At 66.2% G+C, this 24,321-nt stretch carries 23 protein-coding genes; all 23 read left to right on the top strand.

Going from position 1 to position 24,321, the window contains the following annotated elements:
• The 23 genes from CXZ10_RS05910 to CXZ10_RS05805 all read left to right on the top strand — a co-directional run bounded on the left by CXZ10_RS05910 (position 1) and on the right by CXZ10_RS05805 (position 24,249).
• A complete protein-coding gene (locus CXZ10_RS05910; RefSeq protein WP_244617062.1) occupies positions 1–303 on the top strand; it encodes a VpaChn25_0724 family phage protein in 303 nt (100 codons plus the stop codon).
• Positions 303–908 (top strand): phage protein Gp27 family protein, encoded by a 606-nt coding sequence (locus CXZ10_RS05905; RefSeq protein ID WP_101288142.1) that lies wholly within the window; start codon positions 303–305, stop codon positions 906–908. Before CXZ10_RS05910 ends, CXZ10_RS05905 begins: the two co-directional genes overlap by 1 nt.
• Positions 908–2,614, top strand: coding sequence for a hypothetical protein (locus tag CXZ10_RS05900; protein WP_101288141.1), 1,707 nt, complete (start codon positions 908–910; stop codon positions 2,612–2,614). Before CXZ10_RS05905 ends, CXZ10_RS05900 begins: the two co-directional genes overlap by 1 nt.
• On the top strand, positions 2,614–4,185 hold the full coding sequence (locus CXZ10_RS05895; RefSeq protein ID WP_244617063.1) for a DUF935 domain-containing protein: 1,572 nt from the start codon (positions 2,614–2,616) through the stop codon (positions 4,183–4,185). Before CXZ10_RS05900 ends, CXZ10_RS05895 begins: the two co-directional genes overlap by 1 nt.
• A gap of 1 nt (position 4,186) precedes the next feature.
• Complete coding sequence (locus tag CXZ10_RS05890; RefSeq protein WP_101288140.1) at positions 4,187–5,470, top strand: phage head morphogenesis protein; 1,284 nt, start codon at positions 4,187–4,189, stop codon at positions 5,468–5,470.
• A gap of 224 nt (positions 5,471–5,694) precedes the next feature.
• Positions 5,695–6,762 carry a phage protease gene (locus CXZ10_RS05885; protein ID WP_101288139.1) on the top strand — a complete coding sequence of 356 codons (1,068 nt, stop codon included), beginning with the start codon at positions 5,695–5,697 and terminating at the stop codon, positions 6,760–6,762.
• Positions 6,762–7,538, top strand: coding sequence for a hypothetical protein (locus CXZ10_RS21760; RefSeq protein WP_244617064.1), 777 nt, complete (start codon positions 6,762–6,764; stop codon positions 7,536–7,538). The genes CXZ10_RS05885 and CXZ10_RS21760 overlap by 1 nt, the downstream gene beginning before the upstream one ends.
• 46 nt (positions 7,539–7,584) lie before the next feature.
• Positions 7,585–8,478, top strand: a complete 894-nt coding sequence (locus CXZ10_RS05875) for a Mu-like prophage major head subunit gpT family protein (RefSeq protein WP_101288138.1) — start codon at positions 7,585–7,587, stop codon at positions 8,476–8,478.
• Between the two features lie 107 nt (positions 8,479–8,585).
• Positions 8,586–9,158: an HI1506-related protein gene (locus tag CXZ10_RS05870; protein ID WP_101288137.1), complete on the top strand. Its 573-nt coding sequence runs from the start codon at positions 8,586–8,588 to the stop codon at positions 9,156–9,158.
• On the top strand, positions 9,158–9,589 hold the full coding sequence (locus CXZ10_RS05865; RefSeq protein ID WP_101288136.1) for a gp436 family protein: 432 nt from the start codon (positions 9,158–9,160) through the stop codon (positions 9,587–9,589). The genes CXZ10_RS05870 and CXZ10_RS05865 overlap by 1 nt, the downstream gene beginning before the upstream one ends.
• Complete coding sequence (locus CXZ10_RS05860; protein WP_101288135.1) at positions 9,589–10,164, top strand: phage virion morphogenesis protein; 576 nt, start codon at positions 9,589–9,591, stop codon at positions 10,162–10,164. Before CXZ10_RS05865 ends, CXZ10_RS05860 begins: the two co-directional genes overlap by 1 nt.
• Entirely contained in the window at positions 10,161–10,580 is a 420-nt protein-coding gene (locus tag CXZ10_RS05855) for a phage tail terminator protein (RefSeq protein WP_101288134.1), read from the top strand. Before CXZ10_RS05860 ends, CXZ10_RS05855 begins: the two co-directional genes overlap by 4 nt.
• Complete coding sequence (locus CXZ10_RS21460) at positions 10,580–10,750, top strand: hypothetical protein (RefSeq protein ID WP_180335870.1); 171 nt, start codon at positions 10,580–10,582, stop codon at positions 10,748–10,750. The genes CXZ10_RS05855 and CXZ10_RS21460 overlap by 1 nt, the downstream gene beginning before the upstream one ends.
• A gap of 1 nt (position 10,751) precedes the next feature.
• Complete coding sequence (locus CXZ10_RS05850) at positions 10,752–11,678, top strand: phage tail tube protein (protein WP_101288133.1); 927 nt, start codon at positions 10,752–10,754, stop codon at positions 11,676–11,678.
• Between the two features lie 33 nt (positions 11,679–11,711).
• Entirely contained in the window at positions 11,712–12,125 is a 414-nt protein-coding gene (locus CXZ10_RS05845) for a phage tail assembly chaperone (protein ID WP_101288132.1), read from the top strand.
• An 8-nt stretch (positions 12,126–12,133) separates the two neighbouring features.
• Positions 12,134–12,487 carry a DUF1799 domain-containing protein gene (locus CXZ10_RS05840; RefSeq protein ID WP_101288131.1) on the top strand — a complete coding sequence of 118 codons (354 nt, stop codon included), beginning with the start codon at positions 12,134–12,136 and terminating at the stop codon, positions 12,485–12,487.
• Positions 12,487–15,990: a phage tail length tape measure family protein gene (locus CXZ10_RS05835; protein ID WP_101288130.1), complete on the top strand. Its 3,504-nt coding sequence runs from the start codon at positions 12,487–12,489 to the stop codon at positions 15,988–15,990. The genes CXZ10_RS05840 and CXZ10_RS05835 overlap by 1 nt, the downstream gene beginning before the upstream one ends.
• On the top strand, positions 15,987–16,409 hold the full coding sequence (locus CXZ10_RS05830) for a hypothetical protein (protein ID WP_101288129.1): 423 nt from the start codon (positions 15,987–15,989) through the stop codon (positions 16,407–16,409). The genes CXZ10_RS05835 and CXZ10_RS05830 overlap by 4 nt, the downstream gene beginning before the upstream one ends.
• Positions 16,406–16,921: a hypothetical protein gene (locus CXZ10_RS05825; protein ID WP_101288128.1), complete on the top strand. Its 516-nt coding sequence runs from the start codon at positions 16,406–16,408 to the stop codon at positions 16,919–16,921. The genes CXZ10_RS05830 and CXZ10_RS05825 overlap by 4 nt, the downstream gene beginning before the upstream one ends.
• Positions 16,918–17,358, top strand: coding sequence for a C40 family peptidase (locus tag CXZ10_RS05820; RefSeq protein ID WP_101288127.1), 441 nt, complete (start codon positions 16,918–16,920; stop codon positions 17,356–17,358). Before CXZ10_RS05825 ends, CXZ10_RS05820 begins: the two co-directional genes overlap by 4 nt.
• Positions 17,355–20,726: a TipJ family phage tail tip protein gene (locus CXZ10_RS05815; protein ID WP_101288126.1), complete on the top strand. Its 3,372-nt coding sequence runs from the start codon at positions 17,355–17,357 to the stop codon at positions 20,724–20,726. The genes CXZ10_RS05820 and CXZ10_RS05815 overlap by 4 nt, the downstream gene beginning before the upstream one ends.
• Before the next feature lie 4 nt (positions 20,727–20,730).
• Complete coding sequence (locus tag CXZ10_RS05810) at positions 20,731–23,463, top strand: sialate O-acetylesterase (RefSeq protein ID WP_101288125.1); 2,733 nt, start codon at positions 20,731–20,733, stop codon at positions 23,461–23,463.
• Complete coding sequence (locus tag CXZ10_RS05805; RefSeq protein WP_101288124.1) at positions 23,464–24,249, top strand: hypothetical protein; 786 nt, start codon at positions 23,464–23,466, stop codon at positions 24,247–24,249.
• Positions 24,250–24,321 lie beyond the last annotated feature (72 nt).

Genomic DNA, 24,321 nt, shown 5'->3' with positions numbered 1-24,321 from the left:
ATGGGCGACATGGACAGGATCATCCGTGAGGAGGCGCGCCTCATCATCCTCAGGACACTCTCCGGAGAGCCGGGCGGCCGTCTGAACTCCGAGCTTCTGCGCCAGAACATGGAGGCCTATGGCATCACCCGCACACGCGAGTGGGTGCAGGCCGAGATGCGGTCTCTTGAGCAGCTCGGCGCGATCGAGGTCACCGAGGCTGGCACCGTGCTGGTGGGGCAGCTCACCCAGCGCGGCCAGGACCATGTCGACCGCCGAGCCTTTCTCGACGGGGTGAAGCGCCCCAGTCTGCCGAGGGTGTGATGGCCGCGCGCGCCGGCCGGGGCCGGCTGTCCGGCATAGAGCTGCTGCCCGAGGAGTGTTCGCCGGTCATCGCCTGGGCGGCCGAGCAACTGCGCGACCGCAACCGCACGCAGACGGAGATCTACGAGGAGTTCGTCCTCAAGCTGGAGCAGCTCGCGGCGGAGCACAGGGGCGAGCTGGATTTCACCATTCCGAGTTTCTCGGCGTTCAACCGGCACTCGATCAAGCTCGCCACCGTCAGTCGCCGCCTCGATCAGACGCGCGAGATCGCCGCGACCCTCGCTGAGAAGTTTGACCCCGACTCGTCCGACAATCTCACCGTCATTGCCGCCGAGGCGATCAAGACCCTGGTGTTTGAGGTGCTGACCGAAGCCGGCGAAGCGGGTATCGACCCGAAAGGCGCGATGGAACTGGCGAGAGCCCTGGCGGCCGCCAGCCAGGCGCAAACCGTCTCGAGCAACCGCCGGCGCCAACTGGCAAAGGAAGTGGACGAGAAGCTCGAAAAGGCCAGTGCCGCCATCGAGAAGGTCACAGGCAAGACCGGCATGTCCCGCGACATCGTCAAGCGCTTCAGGACTGAACTCGGCATCGACAAGGAGGTGTGATGAGCGCGCTTCCCGATGGCGACGACTTCAAGGTCGGCCGGGCGATTACCGAGGAAGAGTGGGCAGAGCTTCGGCGGCAGTCGCTCTACGGGCTGCCGCCCGAGCTGGCGATGCTTCCGGTTATGGACGTTCTGCTTCCCTACCAGAAGCAGTCGATCCGGACACGCCTGCAATACTCCGTCACCTTCATCGAAAAGTCGCGCCGCACCGGGCTGACTTGGGCGTTTGCGCTGGACGCTGCCCTCGTCGCCGGCGCCGAGGCCAAGGCCGGCGGCATGGACGTCTGGTACATCGGCTACAACCTCGAGATGGCAAGGGAGTTCATCGACGTCGTCGGCATGTGGGCAAAGCTCGTTGCCGAGGTGGCGATCGAGGCCGGCGAGTGGGTTTTCGATGACTACGACCCGAAAACCAAGGAAACTCGCCAAATCAAGGCCTTCCGGATCAAGTTTGCATCTGGCTTTGAAGTCGTGGCGCTACCGTCGTCGCCGCGCTCGCTGCGCGGCAAGGCCGGCTATGTCATCATCGACGAAGCCGCCTTCCACGATGATCTCGAAGAGCTGATGAAGGCTGCGATCGCGCTCACGATCTGGGGCGGCATGGTGGTGGTCATCTCCACCCATGACGGCCAGGCCAACCCCTTCAACCGCAAGATCGAGGACATCAGGGCCGGCCGGCTGCCGTATGGCCTGGTTCGTATCGACTTTGATGACGCCTTGGAGGGCGGGCTTTATCAGCGCATTTGTCAGCGCAAGGGCGAAGAGTGGAGCATCGAGAAGGAGGCCGAATGGCGCGCCGGCGTCATCGCCGACTATGACGAGGCCGCCGACGAGGAGCTGTTCTGCATTCCGTCGGAGGGGTCTGGCTCGTGGATCTTGCCGGGCGTGATCTCCAACTGCATGAGGTCGGAGATCCCTGTCGTGCGCTGGGAGATGCCGACGGAGTTCGCGGCGCGCCCCGAGGAGCAGCGCCGGGCGGCGGCGATGGAGTTCCTGGAGCGCGACGTCGCTCCCTTGCTGGAACGGCTCAATCCGAAGCTGCGGACCGCCTTCGGCATGGACTTCGGCCGCGTGGCCGACCTCAGCGTGTTCTGGCCGGTGCAGATCGAGGACACGCTGTTCAAACAGACGCCGTTCATCCTGGAGATGCGGAACATTCCGTTCGACCAGCAGGAGCAGGTTGTGTTCTGGATCTGCAAGCGCCTGCCGCGCCTGGTCAAGGGCGCGATGGATGCCGGCGGCAACGGAGCATCGTTGGCCGAAAAGACTGCCCAGAAGTTCGGCATGAGCCGCGTCGAACAGATCAAGTTCTCGATCGACTGGTATCGGATCAACATGCCGCCGCTCAAACGCACCCTCGAAGGTGTCGGCATGTCGCTGCCCCGGCACGCCGACGTGCAGGGCGACTTCAGCGCCATCAAGCTCGTCGACGGCGTGGCGCGTCTCTCGACGCTTCGCACAAACGAACGCGGCGAAGGCGCAGTCAGCGCCAAGAAACGCAAGCGCCACGGCGACGCGGCGATCGCGGCGGTGCTGGCGCACTATGCGTCGGATAGGCCGTGGCAGGAGTTTTCCTATCGGCGCGCCGAAACCAAGCAATCGAAGTTCGACGAGGCGCGGGACAGCGCGAGCCTCGACGACACCGCCGATTCACGTTTCGGCCGCCAGCGCCTTTCTCGTTATCGCCGTTCGAAAGGAACATTCTGATGCCGTTGCTCGATCAGTATGAGCGCCCGATCGACATGGCGGCGCTCAAGAAGGAACAGGGCGGGCCGACGGTCGCGAGCGTGAGGAGGCCGCGCGCTTATGACCAGGCAGCCGGTTTGACGCCGGGGCGCCTTGCCCGGCTGATGAAGCAGGCGGTGCTGGGCGATCCGGAAGGCTATCTGGCGTTGGCCGAGGACATGGAGGAGCGCGACCTTCATTACGCCGGCGTACTCGGCATCCGAAAGCGCCAGGTCGCCGGACTTGAAATCACCATCAAGCCGGCTGGCGAAGACGCAGAGAGCCTAGCCGATGCCGCGCTGGTTCGCGAAGTGACCGAGCGGGACGAGTTCGAGACCGAGCTGATCGACATCCTCGACGCCACCGGCAAGGGCTTTTCCGGGACGGAAATCATCTGGGACACGTCGGAGCGGCAATGGATGCCGAAGGCGCTGAAGTGGCGCGACCCGACCTGGTTCACGTTCGACCTGGTCGACGGCGAGACCCCTTACCTGAGAGACAGCGCCGTCAATCTGCCCCTGGCGCCTTACAAATGGATCTGGCACACGGCCAAGGTGAAAAGCGGCCTGCCGATCCGTGGCGGCATCGCACGTGCCGTTGCCTGGACCTACCTGTTCAAGGCGTTCACCACCAAGGACTGGGCGATCTTCTGCGAGGCCTACGGCCAGCCGCTGCGGCTCGGCAAGTACGGCGAGGGCACCTCGGACGCGGACAAGGACATCCTGCTGGAAGCCGTGACCAACATCGGAACCGACTACTCGGCGATCGTGCCCGAGAGCATGCTAATCGAGTTCATCAAGGCCGACGTGCAGGGTAGCCACGAGCTCTACGAGAAGCGCGCCGACTGGCTCGATCGACAGGTGAGCAAGCTGGTGCTTGGCCAGACCGGCACCACCGACGCGATCGCCGGCGGCTATGCCGTGGGCAAGATCCACGACGGCGTTCGCGAGGACATCGAGCGATCGGACGCGAAGCAACTGGCGGCAACGCTCAACCGCGACTTGGTGCGCCCGCTGATCGATCTCAATCGCGGACCGCGCCGGAAGTATCCGAAGATCCGCATCGGCCGGCCGGACGAGGTCGACGTCGACAAGCTGACCAGCAACATCGCCAAGATGGTGCCGTTTGGCCTGCGCGTCGGTGTGGCGACGATCTACGACAAGCTCGGCATAGTCGAGCCGAAGCCCGAGGAAGAAATCCTGCGACCGTCGGCGCAGCCGCCCGTGTCCGACGGCAAACCCGATAACCAAGATCCTCCAATGCCGCCTGCCGCCAAGACGTCGGCGCAGAGGGCGAGCGCGCCGCCCACCGACGCGATCGACGACGCGGTAATCGTCAGCGTCGACGACGGCTGGGAGGAAATGGTCTCTCCGATGATCGACGGCCTGGAGGCGAAGATCGGCGCGGCCGGATCGCCCGAGGAGGCACGGCGGATCCTGGCCGATCATTTCCGGGGGATGGGCACCGACGCGATGGCCGAGCTGTTGGCGCGGCTGATGTTCGCCGCGCGCCTCGCCGGCGAGGCCGACGAGCCCTTGAGCGACGAGGGCTGACATGGCGGTAGTGCTGAAGCCCCTGGCGCCGGCCGAGGCGATCGCCGCCTACGGCCGCCGGCGAAAGAACCTGACCGAGAGTTTCAACTGGCAGGATCTGTTCGAGCAGGACCATGCCGAGGCCTTCACCGTCGCCAAGTCGGCCGGCTTCGACATTCTCACCGACATCGACAAGGCGATGACGGCGGCGCTCGCCGACGGCAAGACCCTCGAGGAGTTCTCGCGGTCGCTGCGGCCGGTGCTGACAGATAAGGGGTGGTGGGGTCGCAAGCTCGCCACCGACCCGCTCACCGGCGAGGAGCGCGTCGTCCAGCTCGGCAGCCTGAAGCGCCTCAAAACCATCTTTGAAACCAACTTGAGGGTGTCCTACGCCGCCGGCCACTGGTCGGCCTTCGAGCGCAACAAGGCCAGCCGGCCCTTCCTCCGCTATGTCGCCATCCTGGACGAGCGGACGCGGCCGGCGCACCGGGCCCGGCACAATCTGGTGCTGCCGGTCGACCATCCCTACTGGGACACCTGGGCGCCGCCCTGCGGCTGGGGATGCCGCTGCACTCTGCAGAGCCTCAGCCAGCGCGACATCGATCGCCTAAAGCGCGAAGGCGAGGTCCTGAAGTTTGAGCCGCCGCAGGATACCTTCCGCGACTTTGTCAACACGCGGACCGGCGAAGTTACCCGGGTGCCGGACGGCATCGACCCCGGCTGGGCCTACAACCCCGGCAAGGCGGCGATCGAGGCCGCGCTGCGCCGGGCGGAGAAGCTTGTGACAGCGCCGCCCAGGCTGGCTGCAGCCTATGACGACGCCACCGACCCCGAGGCGTTCCGGTCCTGGTTCATGGCCGCCGATCGGCGACGTCCGTCAGCGCCGGATACGGTGGTCGTCGGAACGGTCTCGCAAAAGGTGCTGGAGGATCTCGGGCGGCGTGGCAGCTCGCCAGCAAGCGCAGCGGTCATCATCACCCGCAAGGTGGCCCGGAGCATGAAGAGCGCAACAGCGGCCGAAGCGGACGGCGAGACGGTCGCCGCGCTGCTCGCCAACCTGCCTGAGGCGCTCGCCAGGCCGACCGCCGTGATGCTCGACAGGCGGGACAGCTCGCTGGTTTACGTGCTGGCATCGCGCCTCATCGCCAACGGCCGCTTGCTGGCCCTCCGGGTCGCCTACCGGCGCAAGGCAGTCAAGGCCGGCACGCCGATCGAGGCATTTTCGGTGCGGTCCTACATGCTCGTCGATCGCGTTTCGCTGCTCGATCTTTCGACGTTCTCGCCGATCGAGGGAGCGATACCGTGACCATCGAAGGGACATTGGCGAAATTCGCCTCAGGACGGCATTGCAAGGTTTGGGGGTAGCGGTGTAGCCTCCAGACCCAGAACGAGGCTCCACGGACGAATTTTCCCGTTTGAAACTCGTTTTAATCCAGATGCGATGATCGATCACCCCGGCTGACACAGCCGAGGTCCCCTCACGCATGTGCGTGGGTGTTTCGGCCATGCCTGATTTGGGATGGTCGACCCATGCTGAAAACCGCCTCAACCCGCTCCAAGCTGCTTGCGTCCGCTTTCGTCGTTGAACTCGGCGATAGCGCCCAGCCGTGGGTGCAGCTGATGCCGGCCGGAACCTTTTCGGGCCGCGACGGGCGCGGTCCGTTCATCGCAGGCAACAAGGCGCGCATCGAAAAGATCGCCGAGGCGACCCGCCGCTATCACGGCGCCACCGAAATGGTGATCGACTACGAGCACCAGACGCTGAAAGCGGCCGAGAGCGGCAAGCCGGCGCCGGCCGCCGGCTGGGTGAAGGAGATCGAGGCTCGCGACGACGGCCTCTATGGCCGCGTCGAGTGGACCGCCAACGCCGCGGCCGCGATCGCCGCCAAGGAGTACCGCTATCTGTCGCCGGTGTTGTTTCACACGGCCGACGGCCACGTGCTGGGCTTGAACATGGCCAGCCTGACCAACGTTCCCAACCTGCAGATGGCCGAGGTGTCGGCCCACGCGGTGGAAATCTTTCAACCCGCAGAGGATCGAGATCCCATGCATCCCAAGCTGAAGAAGCTCCTCGGCCTGCCCGAGGACGCCACCGACGACGCCGTCTACACGGCCGCCCAATCGATCGTTGCCGGCGTTTCGGCGATGGCCGCCCTGGTCGGCAAGCCGGAGGGGACGCCGATCGGCGACATCACCGCCGCGATGACCTCGGCCATGACGGCCGCCGCAACCGCCGCGCCCGACCCGACGAAGTTCGTGCCCGTCGCCCAGGTGACCGCCCTGCAGGCGGACCTGAATGCGCTGAAGGCGAACATCGCCAAGTCGGCCGCCGAGACCGACGTCGACGACGCCATCAAGGCCGGCAAGATCGTGCCGGCGCTGCGCGACTGGGCGATCTCGCTGCACACCGCCGACGTCACCGCCTTCAAGGCGTTCGTGTCGGCCGCGCCGGTGCTGACCTCGGCTCAGGTGAAGGGCCAGAAGCCCGCCACCGGCGAGGCCGATCTCAGCGACAGCGACGTTTCCGCCATGCGGGCGCTCGGCCTCAGCAAGGAAGAGTTCCTGAAGGCCAGGGCCAGCGAGAAGGAGCAAGGCTGATGACCGCCCTCACCAAGGATCGCAACACGCCGCGCGCCAGCGGCGACATCAAGAGCATGCTGCTCGCCGCCTCGGCGCTGATCTTTGCCGGCGGCATCGTCATGCGCAACGCCTCGGGCTACGCGGTCAAGGGCCAGACGGCCCTCGGTCTGCGCGGCGCCGGCGTCGCTATGCTCCGGGTCGACAACTCCGACGGCTCGGCGGGCGACCTCCGCATCGACGTGCGCGAGGGTTGCTTCCGCTTCGCCAACTCGGCGTCTACCGACGAGATCACCATCGCCGATATCGGCAATCTCGCCTATGTCGTCGACGATCAGACGGTGGCTAAGACCTCTGGCGGCTTCACTCGGTCGCCGGCCGGTTTCATCCGCGATGTGGACGACCAGGGTGTCGTCATCGAGTTCTGCGAGGACGACCTCGGCGCCGCGATCAAGAACGGCAAGACCTACGTCTCCACCCGGGTGGCGACGCTGGTCGGCAGCAACGTCTATCGCGTCGTTGCACCGGTGGCCGGCCGCATCACCAAGATCTGGTCGGTGATCGAGGGCGCCCTCACCACGGGCGACGCCACGCTGACCGCCAAGATCGGCGCCACGGCGGTGACCGACGGTGTCATCACCGTCACCCAGGCGGGTTCGGCCGCCGGCGATGTCGACAGCGCCACGCCCTCGGCCGCCAACGTGGTGGCCGCCGGCGACGGCCTGTCCGTCACGGTGGGCGGCACCAATGCCACGGCTTCGGCCGCCGTCGTCACCTTCGAGATCTCCACCATCTGACGGCGCCGCCGGCGCCGCCTCACTCAACCACGCCCAGGGGACTCCCATGGAAGTCAATGCCGCCAATCTCAACAGCCTGCGCGTCGGCTACTCGGCCGCCTATCAGCGTGGTCTCGGCCAGGCGCCGTCGCAGTATCCGCGTGTCGCCACCGTGGTGCCGGCGAGCCAGAAGGAACAGAAGTACGGCTGGCTCGGCAAGATCCCGAAGGTTCGGGAATGGATCGGGGCTCGCCTCGTCCACTCGCTCGAGCAGCACGACTACTCCATCAAGGAGAAGAAGTGGGAGCTGACCGTCGCGGTCGACAAGGACGACATCGAGACCGACAACCTCGGCATCTATGTGCCGCTGTTCGAGGAGATGGGCGCGTCCACCCAGTCGCTGCCCGACGAGCTGGTGTTCGATCTTCTGAAGAACGGCTTTTCGAGCAAGTGTTATGACGGGCAGAACTTCTTCGACACCGATCATCCGGTGCTCGACGCCGACGGCGAGGAGCAGTCCGTCGCCAACACCGACGGCGGCGACGGCACGCCCTGGTTCCTGCTCTGCACGAACCGGCCGCTGAAGCCGCTGATCTACCAGCGCCGCAAGGACTTCTCGTTCGTCGCCAAGGACAACCCCGACGACGACAACGTCTTCAACAATAACGAGTTCGTATACGGCGCCGACGCCCGCTCGAATGTCGGCTTCGGTTTCTGGCAGTTCGCCTGGGGGTCGAAGCAGACGCTGGACGCCGCGCACTACGAGACGGCGCGTGCCGCCATCAGCGGCATGAAGGGTGATCACGGCCGTCCGCTCGGCCTGATGCCGAACCTGCTTGTAGTGCCGCCCACCCTCGAAGGTGCTGGCCGCGCTCTTCTTGCGTCCCAGCTCGTCAACGGCGGCGAAACCAACAAGTGGGCCGGTTCCGCCGAGCTGCTCGTCGTCCCCTGGCTCGCCTGACGACGGGTGGGTCCCGTCGTCTCTTCCTCCGTCCCGGCCTCGCGTCGGGACGGAGTTTCCCAGGCCGGCGAACGCCACCGGCCCGGCAAACTCCGAGAGAGGCACCCATGGCCAAGCGCACCACCAAACCCGCCATCCCAAAGCAGCCGACCGTCGGCGCCGTCGGCCATGAAGCGGTCATGCCGCTGCAGCGCGCCGAGGATGGCACGCTTGGCGCCGTCATCACCGAGTTTTCCGGGGGGCTCCCGTCCGTTGTTGCCCCCGACACCGCAGAGCCGGGGCCCACGTCCGTTATGGAGGGCGCACCGTCGTCGAGCGCGGAGGCTGCTAACGCCCCCGCGCAGGCGACGGAAACCGGTGAGGCCGCCGGCAAGGCCGCGACGGGCGACCTGCCGGCGACCGACACCTCGATCGGCGAGGCGCAGTCGCAGCCCGAGCCCCCGCCGGCGACCGACACCGCCAGCCAAGCGACCGGAGCCGGCGTGGCGCGCAAGCGGATCTCCGACGCGTTCGACGGCCTGACGCCCAAGACGATCCGCATCACGTCCCGGATCGAGGGGTTCCGCCGGGCGGGCATGCGGCACAGCAAGGCGCCCGTCGAGCATCCGATCGACCGCTTTTCCGATGAGCAGCTCGCACTGCTCGAAAAGGAACCGAACCTCACCGTCGAGTATCTCTGATGGCCTACGCCACGCTCCAGGATCTGATCGACCGTTTCGGCCGCACCGAGCTGGTGCAGCTCACCGACCGGACGAACAAGCCGGCGTCGACGATCGACGAGAGCGTGGTGGCACGTGCCCTGACGGATGCCGAGGCGACGATCAACGGCTACGTCGCCCGGCGCTACCAGCTGCCGCTCACCAGCGTGCCCGAGGCGCTGACCAAGAAGGCCTGCGATATCGCCCGCTACTACCTTCACGGCAAGGCGGCCGACAAGGACAGCCCCGTCTACCTTGCGCACAAGGAAGCGACCACCTGGCTGCAGGACGTGGCGAAGGGACTCGTCGTCATCGAAGCCGAAGGCATCGCGCCTGCGGCCGCCGGCGGCGGCGTCATCCGGGCCAACCCGTCGGGCCGGGTGTTCACCCGCCAGAGCCTGAGGGACATGTGATGGCCGGCGCGAGCATCACCGTCGACGACGCCGTCGTCCTGGAAGCGATCGACGACTACGCCAGGCGGGCCGACGATCGCCGGCCGCTCATGGCGTCGATCGGCGCCTATCTCGTCACCTCATCCCAGCGCCGCATCGAGCGCGAGACGGGGCCTGGTGGCGTCAAGTGGGGCCGCCTCAGCCCGCGCACCGCCAACCGGCGGGTGAACGGCCGGGCGCGTGGCTACGACCACATGCTGCGGGTGAGCGGCCGTCTCTACGGCTCGCTCACGTCTTCGTCGGACAACGACAGCGCCGAGGCCGGCACCAACGTGATCTATGCCGGCCCGCACCAGTTCGGCGCCGAAATCGTCCAGCACGCCCGAAGCCAGCGGATCTACCGCTTCTACGACAAGCGGTCCGACCGGATCGACTATCGCTTCCGCTCGCGCTCGCGCAGCAACTTCGAGAGCTGGGTGACGATCGGCGAGCACAAGGTGACGGTGCCGGCGCGTCCGTTCCTCGGTTTCGACGACTACGACCAGGGCGAGGTCATCCAGATCGTCGCCGACTACTACATGGAGGGCACGCCGTGATCGCCGAGATCCGCCAACGCCTCTTGGTGGCCGGAACGCCCTTCGCCCTGGTGGAGGGCGCCGTCGCCCTGGCGCAGCTCACGGACCGGCCGCCGCAGCTCCCTGCCAGCTACGTGTTCATGGTGCGGGAGGCGTCCGAGCCGAACGACCGCATGAACGGCCCGGTGATGCAGCGCACGGCCTGCGACATCGCGGTTGTCATCATATTCGAGCAGCTCGCGGAGCCCCTCGGCGAACCCGCCGCCGACGAGCTCGAAACCATGCTCGCCTGGGAACGCGCCCAGCTCATCGGCTTTGGCGGCACCACCTTCGAGCCGCTGGAGCACGTCTCCGGCGAGCTGGTGCAGGCCAAGGGCGGCGCCGTGTGGTGGCAGGACACTTATGGCACCGCCTACTACCAGGAGGAACAGACCTGATGGCCGGGATTTCCGAGGGCGGCTCGTATAGCCGCGACCCCAAGACCGGCGCGCTGACGCGCCGCACCGAACCCGTCGCCGAGGTGGACGTCACCGTCCCGGCCGAGACGAAGGTCACCACCGACGTGGCGCCCGCCGCTGCCACCAAGCCCGCCAAGAGGAGCAACTGACATGGCCAAGAAGTGGCGCAACAGGGCGATCCTCGCCAAGATCGAGACCACCCCCGGCACCGACGCGACGCCGACCGGCGCGGCCAACGCCATGCTGATGGTCAACGTCAGCCTTGAACCGCTGCTCGGCAACGACCTCAGCCGCGACCTGGTGCTGCCCTACATGGGGCACCAGGGCATCATCCTGGACGGCAACTACGCCCGTCTGACCGGCGAGGTGGAGATCGCCGGCGCCGGCGCCGCCGGCACCGCGCCGGCCTACGGCCCCCTGCTGCGCGCCTGCGGACTCGCCGAGGTGGTGACGGCCGACACGGACGTCGTCTACTCGCCGGTCAGCTCCGGCCAGGAAACGGTGACGATCCATTTCAACAACGACGGCGTGAACCAGGCACTGGTCTACGCGCGCGGCACCGTGACGATGGACGTCAAGCCGGGCGCCATTCCGCGCTTCCGCTTCGTCTTCACCGGTCTCATCGGCACGATTGCCGACGTAGCCTTGCCGGCGGTGGACGTTACCGACTTCATCAAGCCGGTGCCGGTCAACAAGGCCAACACGACGCTGTCGCTGCACGGCGCCAGCCGCATTGCCGAGGGCATCACCTTCGATCTCGGCGGACAGGTGGAGCCGCGCTTCCTGATCGGCGCCGAAGCCGTCGAGATCGTCGATCGGCAGATGACCGGTTCGGCCATCCTGGAAATGGTGTCGCTCGCCACCAAGAACTGGCTGGCGACGGCCCAGGCGCACACAACCGGCGTGCTGGCGCTGGTGCATGGCGTGACCGCTGGCCACATCGTGCAGTTCGACGCGCCGAAGGTGCAGATCGGCCGCCCGACCTATGGCGAGAAGCAGCGCATCCTCAACAACACGCTGCCGCTGATGTTCCTGCCGGACACGGGCAACGACGAGTTCACCATTACCGTCAAGTGACGCCTCTGGGCGGTTTCAAAGGGCGTTCCAACCATGTTCAAAGTCGTTCCCAACCTGACGTTCTGGTGGCCGGTCAAGGTGTACGAGCCGGATCCGGACAAGCCGGGAAAGCTGATCGAGCAGGAGTTCGAGGCCGAGTTTCGGCTGATCGACCGCGCCGAGGCCAAGGCTTCGGCCGAAGCGCGGCGGCAGATCATGGCGCGGCTCTCGCCGGACCTCGACGAAGAGGCACTGAAAGCGATCGGCGACGAGCTGGAGGCGCACGACAAGGAGGCCGTGCGGCGGGTGCTGGTCGGCTGGCGCAACGTGGTCGACGACAAGGGCAACCCGATCGCCTTCGACGAGAAGACGTTCGGCGAGCTCTACAACATGGACCGTGTGCGCGCCGCCCTCAACCGGGCCTATGCCGAGGCGATCGCCGAGGACAAGGCCCGCCTGGGAAACTGACGGAGGCGGTGGAGGCCTGGGCCGCCGCCTATCTGGACCAGACGCCAAGGGACAAGCCGGCCACTGTCGACGAGGACGTGTCCCAACAGTTCAAGGACATGGGTGTCACGATCACGGCAACGGCGGCCGACGAAGCGACGATCGAGATCCACCCGGCCAACGAGCCAGCCATCGCGGCCTGGCTGGAGTGCGAGACGAGCTGGCGGGTGGCGCCGACGATGGCGGGTTTGTTCTACGTCGGTCTCGACTACGTGGCCTGCCGACTGGTGCTGGATGACCTCGGGTCGCCGCCGGGGACGTTCGCGGATCTCAGACACATGGAACGGGCGGCGCGGCCGCTGCTCAACAAACGGGACGAGTGATGGCCAACCAATTCCGTGTCTCCATTGGCGTCGATCTCGATGCCGCCCGCGCCAAGGCCGGCGCCGGCGAGACCCGGCAGGCCATCCAGTCGATCGGTGAGTCCGCCACCCAGGCGACGCCCAAGGTGCAGGGCCTCGATACCGCCCTCGACGGGCTGCACGACGGCGCCGCCAAGGCCAAGACATGGCAGGGTATCCTGGCGTCCGAGGGCATGGCGCTCGACAACCTGCGCGCCAAGTACAACCCGCTGTTCGCCACCATCCAGCAGTACAAGGCGGCGCAGACGGAGATCCGCACCGCCCATGCCATGGGGGCGCTGTCGGCCGACGAGATGACGGCCGCGCTGGCCCGGCAGCGGACACAGGCGCTGTCGACGATCGCGGCGATCAAGGGGCTGGGAACGGCGCAGGCACAAGCGCAGGGTGTCGCTGGTGCTGCCACAGCAGCGCGCCGAGGCTTTGGTTGGCAGCAGCTCGGTCTGCAAGGTAACGACGTCCTGACGATGGCCATGCTCGGCGCGCCAGCCGGCCAAATCGCGGCGAGCCAGGCACCGCAGATCTTCCAAACGATGCAGATGTGGGAGGGTGGCGTTTCCGGCGCCATGTCCGACATTTCGTCGACAATCGGCGGTTTGATCACGCGCTTTCCGTTGCTGACGGCGGCCGCCGGTGCCGCCGGTCTGGCTATTGCGGGCATTTACGCCGTCACGCGCCGCGATGGACCGAGCACCGAGGAGGCGCTCGCCCGCCACGAAGAGCTCGTCAAGCGGATCAAGGATGCCTACGGCGACGCCGCCGTTAATGTCGGCAAGCTGCGGACGGAAGAGAAGAGTATTCTTGCGTTTCAGGCTGGCCAGAACGCCGCCGATCTGAAAAGCAACCTGGCAGCGGAGCTCGAACGGGAACGCAATGCGCTGCGAGCTCGCTTCTTCGACCAGAGCAGCGGCATGGTGCTGGGACCGGCGCTGCCGATCGAGAGCCAACTCCGGACGTTTATCGGCTCGACCGACGACAGCGGGAGAGCGCTCGCCGACCTTCGCAAACAGCTCACCGACATCGGAACTAAAACGGCCGATGACGATCTCAAGAAGCTCATTCAAAGCATTATCGATGCAACGCGGGAAACAGAGAATCTACGCGCGGTCGTGGTTGGTGCGGCCGACGATCTGCCCAAGCTGAGTGCCAAAGCCGAGCGCCTGGCCGAGCGGCTCAAGAGCTATAGTGCCGAGCTGCCGAAGCTGGCGGCAATGGGCAGTTTGCCGCTCTCTCGCGAGCAGGAGATCGAGCGGCAATATCAGGCAACCATCAGTCAAGCGACCAACCGCGAGCAGCGCGACGACGCCGTCGAGGCTCGCGAGCGTGCCCTTGACCGGCTGCGCGAGCAGCTCGATCTCACCCGCCAGTCGGACGATCTCGGCACCCAGGCGATCCTCGCTCGTACCGCGGCCGAACGGGCCTCGATCGCCGCTGCCCAGGCGCGCATTGAAGCGTTGCGCCAGGGCGGTCGATCCGAGGCAGAGGTCGCCGAGGCGGAGCGCATCGCCCGCGCCTACGCGCTCGCCCAGGAGACGGCGTCGAGCCGCAGCTCGCTGGAGCAGGCGCAGCGCTCGGCCGCTGGTGTCGGATTGACCGGCCTGCCGGCGACCATCGCGCAGATCAACGCCCGCTACGACCTGGAGATCCAGAAGGCCGAAGGTGCGAAAGAAGCGATCGACAACCTGCGCAAGGCGCGAGAGCTGGAGATCCAGACCGCCACACGCTCGGCCGCCATCCAGCCGCTGCAGGACGCCGCCCGATCGGCCGCCGAGCTGGAGCGCGCCGTCGCTCAGCAGCGCTCGACCTTTGGCCTCTCCGCCGGCGAGGCGTCTAACCTGACCGAGCAGATGCGGCTCTACAACGAGTACACCCGCGCCGGCATCGAGATCACGCCGCAGCTCGGCCGGGCGATCGCCGAGGCCGGCGCCCGCTATGGCGCCGCTGCCGGCGACATGGACAAGCTGACCAAGGCGCAGCAGGACGCGATCGGGCGCTTGGACGGCCTCAGGTCGGCCACCAACTCGATCCTCGGCTCGCTCATCGAGGGCGACTGGGAGTCGATCGGCAAGACGGCGCTGAACTTCGCATCTGGTCTCTTTACCGACCAAATCACGCAAGGGCTGCTCGGGCGCCAGGGCGAGGCCGGCGGCGGGCTGTTCGGCGACCTGGCGTCGAGCCTGCTGGGCGGTACGGCGCGCGGCGCCTCGGCCGCCAACCCGGTGTTCATCACCTTCGGCGGCGCCGGCGCCGGCGGGCTGTTCGGTAACCTGACCGCTGCCAATAGCAACGGCCTCGGCCTGGTCGGCGGTACCGACTTGCTCGCCAAATATCGCGAGGCGATCGCCTCGATCGAGAGTAGCGGCCGCTATGGCGCGCTGGGCCCGGTGACCGCCTCGGGCGACCGCGCCTATGGGCGCTACGGCGTGATGGGCTCCAACGTCGGCCCGTGGACGCAGCAGGCGCTGGGCTATTCCATGTCGCCTTCCGCCTTTCTGGCCGATCCGGCGGCGCAGGATGCCGTGTTCAACCGCATCTTCGGCGGCTACCTCAGCCGGTTCGGCAATGCCAACGACGCGGCCAGCATGTGGTTCTCCGGCCGACCGCTGGCGCAAGGTGCCAATGCCACCGACATTCTTGGTACGAGCGGCTCGACCTATGTCGACAAGTTCAACGCGGCCTTGGGCACGGCGACGACGGGCCTCGAGTCCTTTGCCAGCAGCGCCAAGGGCGCCAGCGGCACCGCCTCGGGCTATCCGCCTAGCTTGTCGCTGACGCCACAACAGGCGGCGATGATGCCGGCCGGCGTGTCGCCCTACGGCACCGGCTGGGCGGAACAGCAGGTGAGCGGACTCAGCGCCTCGTTCTCAGTGCTTCGCAATGGCGTCGCCGGCATCGCCGACCAGTTCATCCCCGGCCTCGGTTCGGTGCTGGGCCAGCTGCTCGACGCCTTCTCCAGCGCGGGAGGATCGTCGGGCGGCGGTTTCTGGTCGTCGCTGCTCGGCGGTATCGGCGGCCTGTTCGGCGGCGGCGGCTGGGGCGCCAACAATGCATCGGCGTTCACCCTTTACGCGCTTGGCGGCGTGCCGCCGGCGCGCGGCCTCCACAACTACGCCAACCAGGTGGTTTCGACGCCGACCGTGTTTGCCTTCGCCAAGGGCGCCGGCGTGATGGGAGAGGTCGGAGAGCCCGAGGGTATCTTCCCGCTGACGCGCGACCGCTCCGGCCGGCTTGGCGTCCGCGCCTCGTGGGACGGTCAGGGCGGACAGGATTCGGGCACGAGCATCGAGATCAACAATTACTCCGGCGCCAGGGTGGAGCACGAGACCACGCGCGACAGCCGGGGCCGACGACAGGAAAAGTTCGTGCTGTCGGATGCGGTGGGCGACGCGGTGGCGACGCCGGGCGGCGGGGCCGACAGGGCGATGCGCCAGAAGTATGGCATGCGGTCGGGAGGGATCAGGCGATGACCATCCCCACCTGGCCAGCCAGCCTGCCCAAACCCGAGCGCGACAGCTGGTCGCAATCACCGTTCGAGGCCCGTCGCAAGCGTCAGACCGAAGGTTTGCCGCCTGCCTTCAGCCGGAGGTTCTCGGGTGTTCCGGAGACAGTTGCGTTGTCGATCGTGGTGAGCCGCGCCGGCAGGGCCGTGTTCGACCAGTTTTACAAGGAGGATACGTCGTTCGGCGCCAAGCCCTTTTATATGCCCGACCCGACGACCGACGGCTGGGCGCTGCTCGACGGCGCCGGCAATCCCATGCTGACGGAAGGAGGGCAGCCCATTCTGTTGTCCGCACAGTGGCTCGTATTTTTCGGTGATGATCTGCCGAAGCAGACCATCGAGGGCGTTCGTTTTCGGTTGGCCTTCAGCGTGATGGTGATGCCATGAGGCGGGTCTCCCTCAACGCCCGACTGATGCAGGACGCCGTATCGTCCGACCAGGTCTACGTCGTCCTGGTCCACATCACCCATCCGGATCTCGACGAGCCGGTGCTGCTGTCGACCGACAACACCGAACGCCTGTCCGACGAGCCGCTGATGTACGGCACCCGCTCGACCTGGATGGATGCCACCGAACCTTATCTGTTCGTCTTGGCCTCGACGCTGGTTCCCTCCGACCTCGACGACGCGCCGACCTCGGCGACGCTGATCCTCGAAAACGTCGACAACGACATTGCAAAGCTGCTGCGCAGTTTCACGACGCCGGCGACGATCGCCATGGCCGTGGTGCTGGCCTCGTCGCCGTCGCTGATTGAGGCCGAGTGGACCGGCCTGGAGATGAAGACGGCCGACGGAGATGCGGCGGAGGTGCGCCTCGAAATCAGCCGCGCCGACATCGAGGAGGAGCGCTCGCCGGGCCACCGCATGACCAAGGACTTCTTTCCGGGGCTGTTCGCATGATCGTCAAGAGCTGGACAAACGACTACGTCGGCACCCCCTTCGACCGCTTCGGCGCCAGCCATGACGGCTGCAACTGCTGGGGCCTCGTTGTGCTGGTCTATGCCGAGCAGCTCGGCATCGCGCTACCCGACTATGCCGGCGCCTATGCGTCGCCAGAGGAACAAGCCGAGGTGGCCGCGCTGGTGGCGGCCGAGCGCGCCGACCCTGTATGGGCCCGCGTGTTCGACGCCCGGCCGTTCGACGTGCTGCTGTTCCGCCGGGGCCACCTCGACACCCACGTCGGCCTCTACGTCGATCGCGGCTTGATGCTGCACGTGACAGCCGACGACTGCGCCAAGGTGGAGCGTTTCGAGACGGGCACCTGGGGCCATCGCCTGACTGGCATTTACAGGCACGTCAAAGCGGCTTCAAACGACGTTTCAGGGGGCGTGCAATGACCGCTCCCGCCACCATCCCGGTGCTCGCCGCGCCTCTTCTCGACCCTGGCGCCGGCCGTGTCGATCTAGAGCTGCCTGGTTATTTCGGTCTCAACGTCGCCCAGATCATCGCCGTGACGCTGCCGGATGCCACCGAGCGCGACCTCGATCACATGCGCGTCACCCTCGTGACGCCGCAGGGCATGGCGGTGATCGAGCGGCATGCCTGGTCCGTGGTGCGGCCGAAGCCCGGCGTGCGCGTCGTCATCCGCGTCGTACCGGGAAAGCAGATCCTCAAGTCGATCCTGATGGTCGTAGTATCGATTGCCGCCATCGCCCTTGGCCAGCTATGGGCGCCGGCGCTCGCCGGTACATGGGGTCTCGGCGCCTCGGCCTGGGCCGGCATCATCGGCGCCGGCATCACCGTGGTGGGGTCGCTGCTGGTCAACGCCCTGATCCCGCCGGCCAAGCCCAGAACGCGCGACACAAACCGCGCCGAGACCTTCACCATCTCCGGCTGGCAGAACGCCTTCAATCCTGACGGCGTGATCCCCGACCCGGCCGGGAAGCTGCGCTACGCGCCGCCCTTTGCCGCTCGATCCTACTCGGAGATCGTCGGCGACGTGCAGTACATCCGCGCCGTCTTTTGCGTCGGATACGGTGGCACGCATGGCCTGAAGATCGAAAGCCTCAGGATCGGCGAGACGGCGATCGAAGAATATGACGAGGTGGAGATCGAGACCCGCGAGGGCCTTTCGACCGACACGCCGCTGACCCTTTACCCGCGCCAGGTGGTGGAGGAGTCGGTCGGCGCAGAGCTGGTGCGCCCGCTGCCGCGCGACGACGCGGGAAATGTCATCGCCGGCGCCTCGATCGAGACGCCCGTCGTGCGCACCACCGGCGCCGATGCGTCCGGTTGCAGCGTGATCATCGGCTTTCCAAGCGGCCTTGGGACCGTCGACGACGCGGGCAATACGCGTTCGATGACGGTGAGCATCCGCATCCGCCAGCGGCGCCGGCTGACCGCCACAACCACCACCGACTGGGCCGAGGTCGTAACGCTGAATCTCAGCGCCGCTAAGCTGGAGGGCATCTACCGCCAATACAGCTGGAACTTTGCCGAGCGCGGCCGCTACGAGATCGAGCTCACCCGCCTAACCGACGAGCAGACGTCGACGCGCACACAGGCGCGATCGAGCTGGCTGGCAATCCAGACGCTGCGCCCCGAATACCCGCTGGCGTTTCCTTGGCCGCTGGCGCTCGTCGCCGTGCGCGTCAAGGCAACCTACCAGCTCAACGGGACGCTCGACAACCTCAACGCACTGACCTCGCGCCGCTGCCTCGACTGGGATGCGGAGACCGAAACCTGGGTGGCGCGGGAAACGCGGAACCCGGCGAGCATTTATCGCTACACGCTCCAGTCGCGGTCCAACCCCCGGCCGGTGACGGACGCGGAAATCGACCTTGCGACCTTTGCCGACTGGCACGCCTTCTGTGTGCTTCACGACCTGAAATACGACGCGCCGCACGACGACGACAGGACGCTGCGCGAGCGCCTCACCGATATCGCCGTTGCTGGGCGGGCGTCGCCGCGCCACGACGGCAAGCGCTGGTCCGTCGTCATCGACCGGCCGCAGGAGCTGGTGGTCGATCACATCAACCCCCGCAACAGCTGGGACTTCAAATGGTCTCGTACCTATTTCGTGCCGCCACACGGCTTCCGGGTGAAGTTCTTGGACGCGACCAACGACTACAAGCAGGCGGAGCGTCTCATTCCGTGGCCGGGCCATTCTGGCCCCATCACGCTCACGGAGCAGCTCGAGCTGCCCGGAAAGACCGACCCCGACGAGATCTGGATCGAGGCCCGTCGGCGTATGTACGAGGCGCTCTATCGGCCGGACACCTTCAGCTGCATGCAGGATGGACCAGCGCGCGTCGCCACGCGCGGCGACCTGGTTGCCGCGTCCTACGACGTGCTCGAGCGCACGCAAGTGGCCGCCAGGGTGGTGGCCGTCTCGGGTGATCGCCTGGTGGTGCTCGACGACCTGGTCACCATGGTCGACGGGCGAAACTACGGCATTCGCTTTCGTGTCTTTGCCGACGAGGACGACACGATCGGCGAGAGCGTTTTGCGGCCGGTACTGGCGATCGTCGGAGAGCAGCGCTCGGTGCTCCTGGAGGGGACCGGCGCGCTTCCCATCGAGGGCGATATCGTCCATTTCGGGGAGCTGCTCACCGAGTCGGTGCCGCTGGTCGTCACCCGCGTCGAGGCCGGGGAGGAAATGTCCAGCGCCCTGCGCCTGGTCGAAGCCGCGCCCATCATCGACGAGCTGACGGACGAAGAGGTTCCGCCGGCCTGGTCAGGCCGCGCCGGCTCCGAGGTAGGCGACAACACGGGCCAGCCGCCAGCGCCCAAGATCACGTCGATCAAGACGGGCTTTGCCGGTACCGGCGTTGCCGGCCGGATTAGCGTGCTGGTCGCGCCGGGCTCCGGCTCGATCGAGAGCCAGACCTTCGAGCTGCAGCACCGCCTCAACGGCGCGACGGTTTGGACGACGGTTACGTTCCCGGCCGTCGATGGCGGCCGAGATCTCGACGTCTATGCCACCGGCGATCCCGTCCAGTTGCGCTGCCGTGGCGTGTCGCCTGCAGGCATCCCCGGCTCGTATACGACCGTGGTGATGATCACGGTGGGCGGCAACGACCAGCCGGCGCCAACCGACCTCGACGACGCCATGATCTCGATTGCTCCGCTGCTCGGCGGCGCCGTCGTCATGTTCTCGTCGACGGACGATCCCAACACCGTCTCGGTGCAGATCTACCGTTCGATGTCCTCGACGCTCGATCGTTCGACGGACGCCGCCGGCGCGCCGATCGCCGTGGTGCCGTCGCAGAGCTATTCCCAGCCGGTGGGCGATGGAACGCGCGAGTCGATCATCACGGCCGGGAGCTTTTCCAGCGGCGCCGCGTGGACGCATGGGTACGACTGGGATGTCGTCGACGGCGTCGCAACCCATACGCCCGGCGACGCCGGCGAGATCTTGCAGACCTTGTCTTTGACCGCAGGCAAGGCCTACCGCGTGCAGTTTACGGTCTCTGGCCGGACCGCCGGTGCCGTGGTGCCGGCGCTCGTCGGTGGCACGTCAGTGCCTGGTGTTGCGCGCTCGACCAACGGCCAGTTTTCCGATCGCCTGGTCGCCGTCGCCGGCAACGCTGCATTTTCTCTTGCGGCCGACGAGGACTTCGACGGATCGATCGACGACGTCGTCGTGTTCGTCGAGACGGCGACCTGCCTCGAAATCGGCACTCACCATTTCTGGCTCGAACCCCTCAACTCGGACGGCCTGGCTGGCCCGCTGTCCGGTCCCTTCAACGTCAATATCAGGTGACATCATGGCTGACGGCGGCGTGCAATCTTCCAACCTCCCGCTTGCCACCACGGTGGACAGCATCCTCGGCAACGCCGGCGGAACGACGTCGCGCCAGCGGGTGACGGACCTTGCGGCCCAACTGGTGGCGAGCGACCCGATGCGGCTCGCCACCATGGTGGGCAACCTCTATGACACAGAGGCCGACCTTCCCGCGACCACCGCCCAAGTGACGCCCTGGGTCTACGCCGATCCGGACCCGGACAAGATCGGCATCTACAAGGTGTCCGGCGGCCAGTGGGTTTGGGCGCTGCCGCTGCCTTACAGCATCATCCCCGCGTCGATCGGCGACGGCGACACCGTCAACGTTCGTCAGCTTGTCACAGCGCTGCCAGTCGTTGATGGCACGGCCATCATCATTCCCGTGGTCGGCACGAACACGGCATCGCCAGTTGTCGTTCACATCAATGGCGGCGTGGCCATCACGCTCAAGACGAACAGCGGGTCAGATATCGACGAAGGCGGACTGCCAGGCAACGGTCGGCTGATGGCGATCCGCGAAGGCGCCATCCTGCGGCTGAACAACGATGTGGTGGCGACCGCCGTTCTGGCGGCCACCGAGACCGCTCGCGACCTGGCCAAGGACTTTGCCAACGCGCCAGAGGATCAGCAGGTGCAACCGGGGCTCTACTCGGCCAAGCACTGGGCGACGAAGGCCGCAGCGGCCGACGCCGGCAGTGGCGCCGCTGCGGCGCGCGTGGCCTCCGAAACTGCAGCAGCCATTTCTATCGCTGCCAAGTCAGGGTCCGAAGCGGCGCGCGACATTACGCAGATGGTGGCAGCCAACGCCCAGGCTGTGGCGCGCACCCTCCCTCATTGGACCGATCTCCTGAACCTGACGAGCACCGTTGATGGACAGGGAGCCGAGGTCATAGACGCCGATACGGGTACCCACCTGCAGGCGACCTCAACGGGGTACGACGGCGCCAGTGTCCCGAACGCGGGCAAGTATTCACTCAATTTGACGTGGGGTCGCTGGGTCTGGATCGGTCCCACCGGTCTTGCCGGCAAAGCCGATGTCCGCGCCCCGATCCAGGAGCTGCGCAAGCTGGAGCTGTTCGGCTCCACCGCGCTCAGGGCCTTCACGGGCTCACTGTCGTCTATCATCCCCTTCATCGTCGACGCTGTCGGGAAGGCGATCTTCTACATCGACCCGGCGACGGGGGAGATGAAGGGGCGATTCGATGTCGAAGAGGAGATTAATAGGTGGCTGCGCGCCAACGTCGGCGGCGTTGCCGAAGGCTTGCGCCAATACTCCGGTGCTGGCCCGATCTACCCGCTCGCCGCAGACGCTGTCGGGCGAGCGCTCATCTACTTCAACTCCAGCACACAGAAAATCCACATCCCGGACCTCTATGGAGCAGGGTCGTCGTCTTCTGGTGCGTCGAGGGTCCAGACCAGGGAGGCACTGGCCGCTGCGCAGCAGCTCCCCACGCCCAGCCCGTCGATCTGGTTTGGGTTCCTCTCCTACGGGCAAAGCCTCTCGATTGGCGCGCAGGGCAAGCCCGCGATCTCGGTCACCCAGCCCTTTTCCAACCTCACCTTCGGCGCCGGCCCCAAGACCACACTGACGGGCAACGGCTTCGGGGGGCAAAACCAGTCGGCCATGGATACTTCCAAACCACTGGTCGAAGACGACCTCTCACCCGACGCGCTCACCACACGCGGCGAGACCGTGTGCTCGGGCACAGTCAACGGCGCGGTCGAGCTTGCCGTTCTGGAGAACGGGATCAACCCGTCCGATCTCATTTTCTTCGCCTCGGCGTGTGGCAAGGGCAGCGAGAGCATCAACAGCCTGGTCAAGACGGCCGCTCCGGACACTGCCGAGGTGCCGACAGCCACTGCGAACTACTATACTAACTTCATCGACCACGTGACGCGCGCCAAGGCGATTGCCACCGCCGCAGGCAAAACCTACGTGGTCGCTGCGATTAGTTGGATGCAGGGCGAGTCAGACAGCAGCAGCATGACGAAGACCACCTACAAGGCTCTTCTCGACCAGCTTATCAATGACATGCAAAATGACGTGGTGGCGATCACAGGTCAGGCGACCAAGCCGCACGTCATCGTCTACCAACAGGGCGCCGGTATCACCACAGGCCCGACGCGTGGTCCAGTTCTCGCCATGTGGGAGCTTTCGCGGGAGCGCCCTGACGTTTGGATGGGCACGCCGCTCTACTTCCTTGAGCCCGCCTCGGACAGCGCCCACCTGGTTAACACCAGCTACCACTACGTCGGCCGGGCTGAAGCCCGCGTCCTGAAGTCAATCGTCGTGGACAAGCTCAAGCCGCGACAGGTGAAGGTGCTCGGGGCCAGCCTCTCTGGATCGGTGATACGCCTTCGGATGGACGTGCCAACACCGCCGCATGTGATCGACGAGACAACCCTCGGCGCCGTCCTCGATCGTGGCTTCAAGGTTGTCTCCGACGCGGGGACGGCAACCATTGCCGATATTTCGGCATCAGGGACGGACCTGCTGCTGACGCTATCGGGCACCGCGCCGACGACGAACATTAAGCTGCGCTACGGTCTGGACTATGGCCCCGCGTCCCACCCCTCGGGCAAGCTGTTCAGCAACGCGAGCGGCGGCAACCTACGAGACAGTACGCCGGACGTCTTCACCAAGGGCGGCGTCACGCGTGAACTGCCGTTTTTCTGGCCATCGTTTGAAATTTCCGTCTTTCCCGTGGAGGCCTAAATGACCACTTATTCGCCGTTTCTCCAGCTCCCCGTCGCCATAGCTAACGGACAGGGGCCGCTCGTCAGCCTCGCGGACTGCCGACCCATATTCCCGACCTCTATCGAAACCGACGCGTATGGGCATTGGGACTTTGGTGGCGATGCTGTTTCGCTAAACAGCCTGATCGATGGCAAGGCGCTGACCCCCGCCGCGACCGCCCCGGTATACAACTCGGATAGCATCAAGCTTGTTGACGGCGGCATGAACGGCTTGCTGACAGATCTCGACGATCGGGCGGCGATGACCGTCTGTTTGGTCGTCAAGCTGATTGACCCCGGCTCGCCGACGTCACAGGTGGTATTCGCGTCGACAATCACTAGCAACGTCCCAGCCTCCGGCGGCAGCATGGGCTATCTTGATCGTGACGCGGCAGGCCAATTTAGGTTCACTAGCCTGCGTCGTCCGGCCTCGGGTCTAGTAGGCAGCAATTTCCCTGTCGCGTCGAATACAGATAAGTGGGCGTTCGTCGGCTTCGCGGCTGATGATGCTTCGGGGCGCGTCGTATACTATGGCACCTTCGGAACCAGTACCGAGGGCAGTGGGTTTACCAAGACCCTCGCTAGCCCCATGCGCAAGGTCTCCATCGGCAACGCGAGCTATTCTAGCGCGCAGTACCTGTATGGCCCGCAGCTCGCTGAAGCCATCATCTTCACTGGCCGCAAAACGGCGGCCGAGATGGCGGCGATCGCCGCCCGCTCGAAAACCCGAATGCAGCGCAAGGGCATCCTGCTGGCGAACGTGTAGGGAGGGAGACGGGCTGATGAGCGAGTCTTTGGAGTCGATTGACGTGGCGGCGGGACTTGACATGATCCGAAG

The sequence above is a fragment of the Pleomorphomonas diazotrophica genome (assembly GCF_002844595.1).
Classification (GTDB): domain Bacteria; phylum Pseudomonadota; class Alphaproteobacteria; order Rhizobiales; family Pleomorphomonadaceae; genus Pleomorphomonas; species Pleomorphomonas diazotrophica.
Note: the sequence above shows the minus strand (reverse complement) of the source record. Positions and strands in the feature narration are given on the sequence as shown.

Coding starts and splice junctions, on each gene's coding strand:
- CXZ10_RS05910 (WP_244617062.1), top strand. CDS start 1: ATGGGCGACATGGACAGGATCATCCGTGAGGAGGCGCGCCTCATCATC.
- CXZ10_RS05905 (WP_101288142.1), top strand. CDS start 303: ATGGCCGCGCGCGCCGGCCGGGGCCGGCTGTCCGGCATAGAGCTGCTG.
- CXZ10_RS05900 (WP_101288141.1), top strand. CDS start 908: ATGAGCGCGCTTCCCGATGGCGACGACTTCAAGGTCGGCCGGGCGATT.
- CXZ10_RS05895 (WP_244617063.1), top strand. CDS start 2,614: ATGCCGTTGCTCGATCAGTATGAGCGCCCGATCGACATGGCGGCGCTC.
- CXZ10_RS05890 (WP_101288140.1), top strand. CDS start 4,187: ATGGCGGTAGTGCTGAAGCCCCTGGCGCCGGCCGAGGCGATCGCCGCC.
- CXZ10_RS05885 (WP_101288139.1), top strand. CDS start 5,695: ATGCTGAAAACCGCCTCAACCCGCTCCAAGCTGCTTGCGTCCGCTTTC.
- CXZ10_RS21760 (WP_244617064.1), top strand. CDS start 6,762: ATGACCGCCCTCACCAAGGATCGCAACACGCCGCGCGCCAGCGGCGAC.
- CXZ10_RS05875 (WP_101288138.1), top strand. CDS start 7,585: ATGGAAGTCAATGCCGCCAATCTCAACAGCCTGCGCGTCGGCTACTCG.
- CXZ10_RS05870 (WP_101288137.1), top strand. CDS start 8,586: ATGGCCAAGCGCACCACCAAACCCGCCATCCCAAAGCAGCCGACCGTC.
- CXZ10_RS05865 (WP_101288136.1), top strand. CDS start 9,158: ATGGCCTACGCCACGCTCCAGGATCTGATCGACCGTTTCGGCCGCACC.
- CXZ10_RS05860 (WP_101288135.1), top strand. CDS start 9,589: ATGGCCGGCGCGAGCATCACCGTCGACGACGCCGTCGTCCTGGAAGCG.
- CXZ10_RS21460 (WP_180335870.1), top strand. CDS start 10,580: ATGGCCGGGATTTCCGAGGGCGGCTCGTATAGCCGCGACCCCAAGACC.
- CXZ10_RS05850 (WP_101288133.1), top strand. CDS start 10,752: ATGGCCAAGAAGTGGCGCAACAGGGCGATCCTCGCCAAGATCGAGACC.
- CXZ10_RS05845 (WP_101288132.1), top strand. CDS start 11,712: ATGTTCAAAGTCGTTCCCAACCTGACGTTCTGGTGGCCGGTCAAGGTG.
- CXZ10_RS05835 (WP_101288130.1), top strand. CDS start 12,487: ATGGCCAACCAATTCCGTGTCTCCATTGGCGTCGATCTCGATGCCGCC.
- CXZ10_RS05830 (WP_101288129.1), top strand. CDS start 15,987: ATGACCATCCCCACCTGGCCAGCCAGCCTGCCCAAACCCGAGCGCGAC.
- CXZ10_RS05825 (WP_101288128.1), top strand. CDS start 16,406: ATGAGGCGGGTCTCCCTCAACGCCCGACTGATGCAGGACGCCGTATCG.
- CXZ10_RS05820 (WP_101288127.1), top strand. CDS start 16,918: ATGATCGTCAAGAGCTGGACAAACGACTACGTCGGCACCCCCTTCGAC.
- CXZ10_RS05815 (WP_101288126.1), top strand. CDS start 17,355: ATGACCGCTCCCGCCACCATCCCGGTGCTCGCCGCGCCTCTTCTCGAC.
- CXZ10_RS05810 (WP_101288125.1), top strand. CDS start 20,731: ATGGCTGACGGCGGCGTGCAATCTTCCAACCTCCCGCTTGCCACCACG.
- CXZ10_RS05805 (WP_101288124.1), top strand. CDS start 23,464: ATGACCACTTATTCGCCGTTTCTCCAGCTCCCCGTCGCCATAGCTAAC.